Origin of the sequence: Paractinoplanes deccanensis, from assembly GCF_016862115.1 — a bacterium.
In the GTDB taxonomy this organism is placed as follows: Bacteria; Actinomycetota; Actinomycetes; order Mycobacteriales; family Micromonosporaceae; genus Actinoplanes; species Actinoplanes deccanensis.
Genome location: NZ_BOMI01000192.1, coordinates 14,298 through 26,125, shown reverse-complemented (window position 1 = coordinate 26,125; position 11,828 = coordinate 14,298). Strand labels below are relative to the sequence as shown.

The 11,828-nt window shown below is 74.8% G+C and carries 10 protein-coding genes; 8 read left to right on the top strand and 2 right to left on the bottom strand.

What is annotated here, in order from left to right:
* The first annotated feature begins 140 nt into the window (after nt 1–140).
* Genes Ade02nite_RS45560 through Ade02nite_RS45555 form a run of 3 tightly spaced genes read left to right on the top strand, consistent with a single transcriptional unit; the run spans nt 141 to nt 1,204 of the window.
* A complete protein-coding gene (locus Ade02nite_RS45560) occupies nt 141–674 on the top strand; it encodes an SDR family NAD(P)-dependent oxidoreductase (protein WP_239169540.1) in 534 nt (177 codons plus the stop codon).
* The gene (locus Ade02nite_RS50050) at nt 671–814 is read left to right on the top strand and encodes a hypothetical protein (protein WP_239169539.1); all 144 of its coding nucleotides are present in this window, start codon (nt 671–673) and stop codon (nt 812–814) included. Before Ade02nite_RS45560 ends, Ade02nite_RS50050 begins: the two co-directional genes overlap by 4 nt.
* 36 nt (nt 815–850) lie before the next feature.
* Nucleotides 851–1,204, top strand: coding sequence for an ArsR/SmtB family transcription factor (locus Ade02nite_RS45555; protein ID WP_203777670.1), 354 nt, complete (start codon nt 851–853; stop codon nt 1,202–1,204).
* Nucleotides 1,205–1,395: 191 nt separating this feature from the next.
* Here Ade02nite_RS45555 and Ade02nite_RS45550 read toward each other — a convergent pair whose 3' ends face one another.
* Nucleotides 1,396–1,692 carry a hypothetical protein gene (locus tag Ade02nite_RS45550; protein ID WP_203777669.1) on the bottom strand — a complete coding sequence of 99 codons (297 nt, stop codon included), beginning with the start codon at nt 1,690–1,692 and terminating at the stop codon, nt 1,396–1,398.
* Between the two features lie 157 nt (nt 1,693–1,849).
* Here Ade02nite_RS45550 and Ade02nite_RS45545 point away from each other — a divergent pair, with 157 nt between their 5' ends.
* Genes Ade02nite_RS45545 through Ade02nite_RS45535 form a run of 3 tightly spaced genes read left to right on the top strand, consistent with a single transcriptional unit; the run spans nt 1,850 to nt 9,194 of the window.
* Nucleotides 1,850–3,385: a DUF2397 domain-containing protein gene (locus Ade02nite_RS45545; RefSeq protein ID WP_203777668.1), complete on the top strand. Its 1,536-nt coding sequence runs from the start codon at nt 1,850–1,852 to the stop codon at nt 3,383–3,385.
* Nucleotides 3,382–4,509, top strand: a complete 1,128-nt coding sequence (locus Ade02nite_RS45540) for a TIGR02678 family protein (protein WP_203777667.1) — start codon at nt 3,382–3,384, stop codon at nt 4,507–4,509. Before Ade02nite_RS45545 ends, Ade02nite_RS45540 begins: the two co-directional genes overlap by 4 nt.
* Nucleotides 4,506–9,194 (top strand): SbcC/MukB-like Walker B domain-containing protein, encoded by a 4,689-nt coding sequence (locus Ade02nite_RS45535; RefSeq protein ID WP_203777666.1) that lies wholly within the window; start codon nt 4,506–4,508, stop codon nt 9,192–9,194. Before Ade02nite_RS45540 ends, Ade02nite_RS45535 begins: the two co-directional genes overlap by 4 nt.
* 86 nt (nt 9,195–9,280) lie before the next feature.
* Here Ade02nite_RS45535 and Ade02nite_RS45530 read toward each other — a convergent pair whose 3' ends face one another.
* Nucleotides 9,281–9,484 carry a hypothetical protein gene (locus Ade02nite_RS45530; protein WP_203777665.1) on the bottom strand — a complete coding sequence of 68 codons (204 nt, stop codon included), beginning with the start codon at nt 9,482–9,484 and terminating at the stop codon, nt 9,281–9,283.
* Nucleotides 9,485–9,698: 214 nt separating this feature from the next.
* Here Ade02nite_RS45530 and ald point away from each other — a divergent pair, with 214 nt between their 5' ends.
* Nucleotides 9,699–10,814 (top strand): alanine dehydrogenase, encoded by a 1,116-nt coding sequence (gene ald, locus Ade02nite_RS45525; protein ID WP_203777664.1) that lies wholly within the window; start codon nt 9,699–9,701, stop codon nt 10,812–10,814.
* 14 nt (nt 10,815–10,828) lie between these two features.
* On the top strand, nt 10,829–11,722 hold the full coding sequence (locus tag Ade02nite_RS45520) for a site-specific tyrosine recombinase XerD (RefSeq protein WP_239169547.1): 894 nt from the start codon (nt 10,829–10,831) through the stop codon (nt 11,720–11,722).
* The last annotated feature ends 106 nt before the right edge of the window (nt 11,723–11,828 follow it).

Here is an 11,828-nt window from a genome sequence, read left to right as displayed (position 1 = left end):
CGATCCCTCCGAACTAGCACCCACCCCGTGATTCGCACCTTACTGCCCCCATTTCGTACGGGCGAGCGGACAGCCCTCGCGCTTGAACCCTCGCCTTTCGCGTGCGTCGACATAAGGGAGGCCCGGGGAAGGAGAAAACGATGGAGCTGAGGGACCAGGTGGTCGTGGTCACCGGCGGCGGCAGCGGTATCGGCCGGGCGCTCGCGGAGCGCTTCGCCGCCGAGGGTGCGCATGGCGTCGCGGTCGTCGACCACGACGCGGCGGCCGCCCGCGCCGTCGCCGAGCGCATCGGCGGCATGGCCATCGTGGCGGAACTCACCCGCGAGTCCGAGGTGCGGCGGGTCGTCGCCGAGGCCGTCGGCCGGTACGGCCCGATCGACCTGTACTGCTCCAACGCGGGCATCGTCGAGCCGGTCGGCGGCTACGACGTGCCGGACGAGGGCTGGCAGGAGCACTGGAACATCCACGTCATGGCGCACGTGTGGGCGGCCCGCTGCCTGGTGCCGGAGATGGCCCGCCGGGGCAGGGGCTACCTGCTCAACACGGCGTCGGCCTGTGCCCCGCCCTGGTCGAGACCCCACTGGTCGCTCAGGTCGACGACGGCCCGGTCGGCCGGGCCGTGCGCGCGGGCGGGCGAGCCGTCGAGCCGGCGGAGGTCGCCGACATCGTCGTGAAAGGCCTGCGCGACGAGCGCTTCCTGATCCTGACGCACCCGGAGAACGCCGAGGTGGCCGCCCTGCGCGCGACGGACCCGGCCGCCTACTTGGGCGCGATGTCGGCGCTGTGGCAGGCGGTGGACGGCCCGGCCGGCTGATTTGCCGCTGGTTTCGACGTCTGTCAACCTCGAAGCATGTCGAACCAGGCCGTAGCCGATTGCTGCGCACCATTGGCACAGAGCCGCGTCCCGTCCGAGGCGGTGGGCACCCTGGCACAGGCGTTCAAGGCCCTGGGCGACCCGATCCGCCTCCAGCTGATGTCGATGATCGCCTCCGCCCCCGGCGGCGAGATCTGCGTCTGCGACCTGACCCCGGCGTTCGAGATCTCCGGGCCGACGATCTCGCACCACCTGAAGGTCCTCAAGGACTCGGGGCTGGTCACCGCGCAGCGCCGGGCCAGCTGGGTCTACTACCGGGCGCAGGCGTCGCTGATGCGCCGCTTGTCGGCCCTGCTCGACGTCCCGGACGAGCCGCCTGTGCGGTCGTGACGGACGAGCCGTTCACGCATCCGTGACCGCTGGGCCGGGCGGTGGACAGAACGTTCGTTCTGCCTGACCTGCGGGCGGGTGGGTGGCGGCTTTCGTTGCAGGACAGCCCGGCGGCCGCGGCAGGGAGGCCGGGACGGCAGCGGGCCGGGCTCGGGAAGGTGGGGCCTTGCGGAAAGGCGTACCGAAGGGGGTCAGGCCAGCCCCCGGTCCCGGGCGAGCTTGTCGACGGCGTTCTTGGCGTCCAGCAGTGAGGCGCCGGTGTGGTCGCGGTAGGCCTTGACGGCCTTGATGGTCTCGCCCTGCATCAGATATCCGACAACGTCGGGCAAGTTCGGCGTGGGTTCCGTGATCTCCAGGCGTTGCATGATCAGGTCTAGCTTGCGCTCGAGGGCGGCCAGGCGGGCCTGTTCGCGCGAGCGTGCGGTCCCGCGGCTGCTCAGGGCGAAGAACACGACGATGACCAGGGCGGACGCGAGCCAGATCTCCATGATGGCCATCGAAGCAGGTGGGCGCCACTGGTGATTCTTTTCGCGCTCGGGCGGCCGGGTGGGCGGAACTGTCGGACCCCCTGCCTATGCTCGCGAACGCGATCGGCCGACCGGCCGTGATCAGCACCGATGCGAGTCGTAAGGGGGTGGCGGCGCCGTGGCCGGGGGTGACGACGACGAGTTCGGGGGCGACCCGTGGCGGCTAGCGGGGCTGCCGGGCGGCCTTCTGCAGGCGAGCTACCTGACCAGCCGGCACGCCGCTCAATACCGGCTGATCGTGCAGGTCCTGCTCGACGAGCAGCAGCACACGCTGACCGGGGTCGCGGCCGGTGACCTGCCCGACCTGCTGCGCGATCACGTGGTGCGGGCGGGTGCCGACCCGGCGGTGCTCGACGAGTCCGTCTTCAACCTCAAGCAGCGCATGGCGGCCCTCGAGAAGTGGGGCGTCGTGATCGTGTTCCAGGACCGGACCGACCGCGACGCCGACTTCGTGCTCAACTGGGACCGCTACCAGCTCACCGAGATCGCGGCCGAGCTGCACCGGGCGGTGATGTCGCTCGGGCACGACCTGGCGTCGGCGGCCGCGGCGACGCTCGCGCCGAGCGTGCTGACCGCCAACCTCAGCGTGCTGCGTGACGCGGCGCCGGTCGATCCGGCCGCGGCCGCCTCGGCGTGGTCGGTCATCCAGACCACCCACCAGGCGATGGCGCGGGCCGCCGCGAGCTGGCAGGCGCGGCTCGCGGGCGCGCTGGCCGGCACCCCCGACCAGAGCAAGATCAACACCGTGCAGGAGACGCTGCGCCGCTACGTGGACATGTGGGGCGGCGGGGTCGACACCCATTCCGAACGGATCACCGCGCTCATCGAGGAGCTGGCCGAGGTCGACGCGCTGACCTGGCGGCGCATCGCCGTGCACCACCTGGGCGCCAACGCCGACGACGCGGCGATCGACGAGCTCACCAGCTCGTACGAGGAGACGTTGGCGGTGCTGCGGTCCTGGTTCGACGGGCCGGAGTGCCAGGCGCGCCGGCTGCGCCGGCAGATGCGCGACACGATCGGGCCGCTGCTGCGCGGCCAGCGCACGCTCGCGGCGGTCGGCGGCCACGTGTCGCGCCGCGCCGAGCTGCTGGCGCTGGCGGCGCGGCTCGACGCGGCCCCCGACGACGACAGCGCGTGGGACGTCTGGTGCGCGACGACCGGGCTCTTCTCGGCCCGCCACCTGCCCGGCGAGGCCCCGATGGCGGCGGGACACCCGTCGTTCTGGGAGGCCGAGCCCGTGCCCGTCGCCGCCCGGCTGCGCCGGCAGGGCCCCAAGGCGACAGCGGGCGCGCCGGCTCGCATCGCCGACCGGTCCGCGAGCCGGCTCGCCGCGCGCGTCCACACCGAGCACCTGCGTGACGCGGCCGCCCGCACCGAGGCGGCCGTCCTGGGCCGGTCGGGGCTGCGGTTGTCGCAGTGGGACGAGCTGACCGCGCCCGAGCTCCAGATGCTGATGGTGCTGCTCGGCGTGGTCGCCTCGGCCCGCGCCGACCGCGACGGGGTGCGCACGGCCACCTCCGGCGACGCCCGCTGGCGGCTGCGCGCCGAGCCCGCGCCGGCCGGCGCCCCGGCCGCGGTCGTGCACACCCCGGAGGGCCGGCTGGTGCACCCCGACATCCGGCTGCACATCACCCCGGCGGGAGCACAGCGATGAAGACGACCGCCTCGGCGCGCGAGGCACAGCAGGCGTTCACCGGGCTGCTCGCCCGGCCGCTGGTCACCGCGGCGACCGACCCGCGGCTCTACCGGCTCGTGCTGCGCCATCAGCAGGCCGTGACCGACTTCGCCCGCCGGCTCGGCTACCGGGTGCAGCGGGTCGGCCAGGCCGTACGGCTGATCCGCGTGCCCCTCGACGGCGCGGTGACCCGGCCGCCGCGCCCGTCCGAGGCGCCCGACCGGCGGCTGCTCGCCCTGGTCTGCCTGCTCGCCGCGTGCTGCGAGGACGTGGCCGGCCGGGTCACCCTCCAGCGGCTCTCCGACATGGTGCGCGACCTGTCCGCCGGCTACGACCCCGACGACCAGGCGCAGCGCCGCCAGCTGCGCGACGCGGCGGCCTACCTGGCGTCGTGGGGCGTGCTGCGGCCGCACACGAGCGACGAGCGGCTGCTCGACGAGTGGACCGAGTCCGGCGTCGGCCCCGGCGCGGGCTACGAGGTCGACCGCGACGCGCTGCTGCTCATGACCAGCCCCGACGTCATGGATCTCGCGTTCAACCCCCAGCCGGTCACCGCCGCCGGCCAGACGGTGCGCCAGCTGCGGGCGCTCCTGGAGACCCCATTCGTCCCGTACGCCGACCTGACGGCCGACGAGGCGGAGGCGCTGCGGGCGAGCCGGGGCGCCCGCGCCGCGGACGTGGCCCAGATGACCGGCGGCGCCGTCGAGGCGCGAGCCGAGGGCATGCTCGTGGTGCTCACCGACGACGAGCACAAACCGCCCACGGTCGCCGACTGGCCGCGCGCCCGCGCCGTCGACTGGGTGGCGCTGCTCATGGCCGACCAGGCCGGCCGCGACGGCACCCGGCACGCCGACGGCACCGTGCACCTGACCGGCGACCAGGTCGACGCGGTCGTCGACGACCTGATCGGCTGGCGCGGCGACTACATGACCGTCCCGCAGCGCACCGTGCCCGGCACGGTCCGCCGCGACGCCGAGCGGATGCTCACCGAGCTGGGCCTGCTGCGCGTCGCCCGGGACGGGTCGTGGACCCTGCTGGCCGCGGCCGGCCGCTACCGCGACCCCGACGTGACCATCACCGACAACACGGAGCCCGTCCGATGACCCTCACCCCCGAAGCCACCGACGAGCAGCTCGCCACGTGGCGGGACTCCGCCTCGCACGGCGGCCTGCCCTCGCCGGTGCGGTCGCGCTGGCAGGTGCTGCGCGCGGGCTGCGTCGGGCTGTGGGAGTTCGACGCGGCCGAATACTGGTTCGCCGACGGGCGCGCCCAGTTCGTCGGCGCCAACCAGTCGGGCAAGTCGACGCTGATGGCGCTCACCACGCTGATCATGCTGTCCGGCAGCCTCGACCGGCAGTACATCGACACGTTCGGCCAGTCCGACAAGTCGTTCCGCTACTACGTCGAGCCCACCGACGACGCCCGCGACCGCCGCGAGGCCACCGGCTCCACCCACCGCGGCTGGGCCTGGGTCGAATACGGCCGCCTCGGCGACGACGGCCCCGAGTTCTTCACCACGCTGCTCTACGCGCAGGCCAAGCGCGGCGTCAGCCAGCTCGACCCGGTGTGGATCATCTGCCGCGGCTCGGCCCGGGTCCGCCACGGCCTCACCCTGGCGGTGGGCTCGTCCGCCGTGGAGCCCCGCGAGCTCGCCGGCGTCGAGGGCCTCGAGGTGATGCGCAGCGGCAAGCGGTACGCGGCGAGGATCGCCTCGGACCTGTTCGGCTTCTCCGACGACGACCGGTTCGCCACGGTGCTCGAGATGCTCAAGGTGCTCCGCACGCCACACCTGGGCCAGAAGCTCAACCCGGACTGGTTCACCGAGCAGATCCGGATGAGCCTGCCCGCGGTGGCCGAGTCCGAGGTGGACAAGCTGGCCGACGGCTGGCAGCAGCTCGAACAGCTCAGCCGCGACCGCGACCACGCGGTGACGGCGCGCGACGCGGTCGGTGTCTACCTCGCGCGGGCCTGGCGGCCATGGGCCGACGCCCTGCTGCGGGCCCGCGCCGACGACCTGCTGGCCGCGGAGGAGGCGGTGGCGGCGGCCCGGTCGGCGGCGGCGTCGGCCGACGAAGGGCTCGACAAGGCGCGGGAGGCGCTGACCGAGGAGACCGGCCGCAGCGACGAGCTCGAAAAGGCGGTGCAGCGGGCCCGGGCGGCGCTGACGCAGCTGTTGCGCTCGGCGGCGTATCGGGACGCGACGGGGCGCGCGCAGAACGCGGAGCGGATGCGGCGCGACGCGGGGGCGGCGACGGTGGCCGAGGCGGCCGCGCGCAAGAACCTGGCGGGCACGATGGCGGCGCTCGAGGCGGCGGGGGCGGCCCATTCCGAGGCGGCCGGGCGGCTCGATCTGGCGCGCGCGGCGGCTTCTTCGGCGATCTCCCACGCGGAGGCGGCGGTGGCGGCCGCCGGGCTGGGTGGGTCGGCTGCCGCGCTGGGTGGGTCGGCTGCCGGCCTGGGTGGGTCGGCTGGCGGTCTGGGTGGGTCGGCTGGCGGGCTGGGTGGGTCGGCTGGCGGGCTGGGTGGGTCGGCCACCGGGTTGGGGTCGCGGGCCGGCGGTCCGGGATCGCGGGCTCGCTCGGCGGCTGCCGAGTGGGCCGCCAGTGGCGACGTCGACCGCATCGATGCGGCGGTCGCGGCGCGGCGCTCCCAGGTGGCGGCGCTGCGCAAGCTGGCCCGGACGGCCGCGGGGGCGGTGGGCCGCTGGCAGGCCGAGTCGGCGACGGCTTCCCGGCTGCGTGACGACTGGCGGGCGCGGTCGGCGGCCGCTGAGACGGCGGCTTCGGCGGTGACCGACGCGGTGCAGCAGCTCTCCGACGACCTGGAGCGGTGGGCGGTCGCCCTGCCGGCCGCGGTGCCGCCGGTCGCGCTGCGCGACGACTGGGTGCGCGAAGTGGTGGCGCAGACCCACGCGGCGCGGCCGCGGGAGGTGCTGGGCGGGCTGCTCGCCCGGGAATGGCTCGACCCGTCGGTGGGGCCGCTGACCGAGGAGATCGCGGCGCTGCGTGCCGAGGCGCGCGCGGCGGGGCAGCGGGCCGACGAGGCCGACCGCGAGGCGGCGCTGCTCGGCGAGGCGGGCGATCCCCAGCCGGCGGCGCCGTCGGGCTGGCTGCGGCGGGAGCGGCCGGCGTTCCCGGCGGCGGCGGGGGCGCCGCTGTGGCGGCTCGTCGACCCGGCCGGCGGGGTGGCGGGGGAGGAGCTCGACCACATCGAGGCGGCCCTGGCCGCGGCGGGGCTGCTCGACGCGTGGGTCACCGAGGACGGCGAATGGTCGGGCGATCGCGACGGCGCCGACTCGATCGCCGCGCCCGGTGTGGGTGTCGGCGCTGCGCCTGCTGCAGGTGAAGGGTCCGCTGCCGGCGTTGCGCCTGCTGTGGGTGCCGGGTCTGGTGTTGGCGTTGCGCCTGCTGTGGGTGCCGGGTCTGGTGTTGGCGCCGGCGGGGCGGTCGTGCCGTTGGCGTCGGTTCTTCAGCCGGCTGAGGATGCCGGGGCGCTGGCCGGCACGGTCGAGCGGATTCTCGCGCGCATCGGCTATGTCCCGGCCGGGCAGCCGCTCGCCGGCGACCTGGTCATCGCGGGGGACGGCCGCTGGCGCACGCCGGTTGCCCAGGGGCTGGCCGGGCGTGCGGCCGACGGTGCCGAGCTGATCGGTGCCGCCGCCCGGGCGGCCGCGCGGCGGCGGCGGATCGCGGCGCTTCGCGAGCAGGCCGCGCGCGATCGGGGGCTCGCCGAGGAGTCGGCCCGGCGGGCCGAGGAGGCGGCTCAGCGCAGCGCCGCGCTGCGGGCTGCGGCCACGGCCGCGCCGAGCGACGCCGATGTGGTCGCCGCCGCGATCAGTCTTGCCGCCGCGAACGCGGAGCGCGACCGGGCCGAGACGGCGCACGCGGTCGCGGCCGACCGGGCCCTGGCGGCCAAGAGCGAGGCCGACGAGGCCACCGCGGCGGTGACCGGATACGCCGACGAGCACGGCCTGCCCACCTCCGACGAGCAGCTGGACGCCGTGGGCGCCGCCCTCGACTCCGCCGCGCTGTCCGCCGGCTCGCTGCGGCTGGCCCTCAAGGACCAGGACGTCGCCGAACGGGCCGTCGCGGCGGCCGTCACCGGCGTCGAGGCGGCCGAGGCGGCCCGCACCGCCGCCGACCGGGCCGCCGGGGAGGCCGCGGCCGCCGCGGCGAAGCTCGACGCCGAGGCCAGCGAGGCCGAGGCGTCGGTGAGCCTGGACGACAAGGAGCAGTTCGCCCGTTCCGCCGAGCTGGAGGAGCGGATCCGCGAGCTCGACACGTCGATCGCGGCGAGCCGCCAGCGCGGGCTGACGCTCGCGGCCGCCGCCAGCACGGCGCAGGGCGAGGCCCAGCGGCGCCACGACGCGGTCAGCTCGGCGATCGCCGCCCGCGAGGCGGCGGCGCGGGCGTGGTGGGTGCCGGTCGACGCCGGGCTGGCCGCCGCGCGTGGCATCGGCCCCGACGGGCGTGGCATCGGCCCCGACGGGCGTGGCATCGGCCCCGACGGGCGTGGCGTCGGCCCCGACGGGCGTGGCGTCGGCCCCGACGGGCGTGGCGTCGGTCCCGACGAGCCGGTGAGATCCGCCGATCGCGCCGAGGAAGGCTTCGCCGATGGTCCGGGCCGGACCCTCGAAGACGCGCTGTGCCAGGCGCGCGCCGTGGTGGACGCCGTGCGGCCGCCGTCCTGGCCGGAAAACGCGGCCGACCGCGAGCGGCGGGTCGACACCGCGATGCAGCGGGCGTTGCGGGGCGCCATGACGGAGCTCCAGACGCTGCTGGAGGCGTCCGGCGGGCGTTCGGTGATCGTCAACGAGGCGGACGACGCGCGCCCGCTCCCCTCGATCACGCTGGTGGTCGACGCGGCCGGGGCGCCGCTCGACCCGCCCGCCGCGGTGGAGCGGCTCGACCAGGCGGTGGCCGAGCTGTCGGCCACCCACGACGAGAAGCTGCACCAGATGTACGCGGAGCTGCTGTCGTCGACCTTCATCGACCACCTCGCCGACCGGATGACCCGGGTCGTCACGCTGCTCACCACGGTCAACGAGGTGCTTCTGCGGCACCCGACCGGCGCCAACAAGACCGTCCTGCAGATCCGGCGCCGCCCCGCCGACGGCCAGCAGCACGGGTTCAACCTGCTCAAGGCGCTCGAGGAGGGCCGCATCGAGTCCGACGCGGCGCAGGAGCAGATCCGCCTGTTCCTCGGCGACCGGCTCCGCGAGGCCCAGGACTCCGGCGTCATCGCCACCGACGAGTGGGTCGGCCACCTGGCCCGGCTGCTCGACTACCGCGCCTGGTTCGACTGCGTCTGCTACTACCGCGTCGAGGGCGGCGACTGGAAGCCGCTGACCAAGCAGGTGCACGGCGTCGACTCCGGCGGCGGCAAGGTCGTCACCCTGCTCCAGCCGCTGCTGGCCACGCTGGTCGCCCTCTATTCGCGCTCGGCGGACGCGCCCCGCCCGCTCTGGCTGGACGAGGCGTTCGAGGGCGTCGACCCGGCGAACCGCGCCACCATGCTGCGGCTGCTCGTCGACTTCGACCTCGACTTCCTGCTCGCCGGCCCGGCACCGCTGGTCGCCGCCGCGCAGGTGCCGGCCGCGGCGGTGTGGACGGTGTCCCGCGCCCCCGCGCCGCTGGCCGGCGTCGACCTGTCACTGATGCTGTGGGCCGGCCGCACCCTCGAGGCCATCCCGGTCGCCGACGTGGCCGCCACGGTCCTCGCACCGCGCCGCCCGGCCGACGACCCGGACCGCCCCGACCTGTTCGCCGACCTCACCGAGGCGTCCTGACCGAGGCGTCCTGACCGAGGCGGCCCCGGCCGTGGCGGCCTGGCGGAGGCGGTCTGACCGAGGCGGCCCGGCGGAGGGCGGGGCGCCTAGTACGGATCGCCGGGCGGGGGCTCGGCGGTCTGCCGGCCGGCGTCGTCGACCAGGCCGGGCGCCATGCTGCCGCCGTGGGCCTTCTCCTCGGGGCGCCGGCGCTCGGCGGGCGTGTCGGCGTCGCCGTCCGCGTTCGCGGAGCCGGGGCCGTCCTGCGTGGCGTACTCGGCGTACTCGGTCTCGGGGCTGACGTCACTCATGATCGCTCTGTACCCCGCACGGCCGCGCTTGAACGACGGCGCCGGGTGCAATCGGGGCGTGGATCGTGGGGCTGGTGGGAATGCCGGTGCCGATGTCGGGAATGCGCTGATGCCGCGGCCGGTGGATCCACTGCCATGGTGGGCGACTTACCGTACTGTCCAAATCGGGCAGAGATTCCTTACTCAGCGTCGAGTGGAAGGGACGGTGTCGGCGGTGAAGGTCGGCATTCCGAGCGAGGTCAAGAACAACGAGTTCCGCGTCGCCATCACGCCCGCGGGGGTCTACGAGTTCCGGCGGGCCGGGCACGAGGTGTACGTGCAGGCCGGTGCGGGCGCCGGGTCGTCGATCGCCGACGGCGACTACCAGGCGGCCGGGGCGACGATCGTGCCCGGCGCGGACGACGTGTGGGGCACCGCCGAGCTGATCCTCAAGGTCAAGGAGCCGATCGCGGAGGAGTACCCGCGGATGCGCCCGGGCCAGGTGCTCTTCACGTACCTGCACCTCGCCGCCTCCAAGGAGTGCACCGACGCGCTGCTCGACCGCAAGGTCACCGGCATCGCGTACGAGACCGTCGAGCTGCCCGACCGCTCGCTGCCGCTGCTCGCCCCGATGTCCGAGGTCGCCGGCCGCCTCGCCCCGCAGGTCGGCGCGTACCACCTGATGCGCTCCGGCGGCGGCCGCGGCGTGCTGATGGGCGGAGTGCCCGGCGTGTACGCGGCGAAGGTCGTGGTCATCGGCGCCGGCGTCTCCGGCATGAACGCGGCGGCGATCGCGCTCGGCATGCAGGCCGAGATCCTGGTGCTCGACCGCAACATCGCCAAGCTGCGCGCGGCCGACGCCGACTACCGGGGGCATCTGCAGACCGTGGCCTCCAACGCGTACGAGATCGAGAAAGCCGTCCTCGACGCCGACCTGGTGATCGGCGCCGTGCTGATCCCCGGCGCCAAGGCCCCGAACCTGGTGCCCAACGAGCTGGTGGCGCGGATGAAGCCGGGCAGCGTGCTCGTCGACATCTCGATCGACCAGGGCGGCTGCTTCGAGGACTCGCGGCCCACCACCCACGCCGACCCGGTCTACCAGGTGCACAACTCGCTGTTCTACTGCGTGGCGAACATGCCGGGCTCGGTGCCGCACACGAGCACCTACGCGCTCACGAACGTCACCCTGCCGTACGCTCTGGAGCTGGCGAACCTCGGCTGGCGGCAGGCGCTGCGGGCCGATCCCGCGCTCGCGCTGGGCCTCAACACCCACGACGGGCACGTCACCTACGGACCGGTCGCGGAGGCACACGGCATGCAGACCCTGTCAGTGTCCGAGGTGCTCACCTGAGCCTCCAGCGTGTGATCACCGCCTACCTCGACCATCTGACCGTCGAGCGTGGGCTGTCGCGCAACACCCTGGCCTCGTACCGGCGGGATCTCGATCGGTACGCCGCGCGCCTCGCTGAATCCGGCATCTCCGATTTGTCGGAGGTGAGCGCCTCGGCGATCACCGATCATCTCGCCTTCCTCCGCGACGACGGCCTCGCGTCCTCCTCCGCGGCCCGGGCGATCAGCGCCGTCCGCGGCCTGCACCGTTTCGCGGCCCGGGAGGGGTACGCCGGCGCCGACGTCTCGGCCGAGGTGCGCCCGCCCGCGCCGCCGAAGCGCCTGCCCAAGGCGCTCGACGTCGACCAGGTGACGCGGCTGCTCGCGGTGCCCGATGACACGCCGCTGGGGCTGCGCGACAAGGCGCTGCTGGAGTTCCTCTACGGCACCGGGGCGCGGATCTCCGAGGCGGTCGGCGCGGACATCGACGATCTCACGCTCGACGGCGAGCCGTCGGCGGTCCTGCACGGCAAGGGCGGGCGCACGCGGCTGGTCCCGGTGGGTGGTTACGCGCGGGCTTCCCTGGACGCCTATCTCGTACGGGGAAGGCCCGCGCTCGCGGCGAACGGGCGCGGCACGCCGGCGGTGTTCCTGAACGCGCGCGGCGGCCGGCTGTCGCGGCAGAGCGCCTGGACGATCCTCCATCGAGCGGCGTCGGCGGCCGGGTTGCCGGTGGACGGTCCGCACGCGGTCTCGCCGCACACGCTGCGTCACTCGTACGCGACCCATCTGCTCGACGGCGGCGCGGACGTGCGGGTCGTCCAGGAGCTGCTGGGACACGCGTCCGTCACCACGACGCAGGTGTACACCTTGGTCACCGTGGAGCGGCTGCGCGAGGTGTACGCGACCGCTCACCCGCGCGCTCGTTAGACGCTGCGCATCCATCTCGGCTTTCTTGAAGCGACACGCCGATGGCTGACCCCGGTGGTGCGGCGCGCGTGGCGTAGAGTCGGGCATCGGCTCTGGCATTACCCGA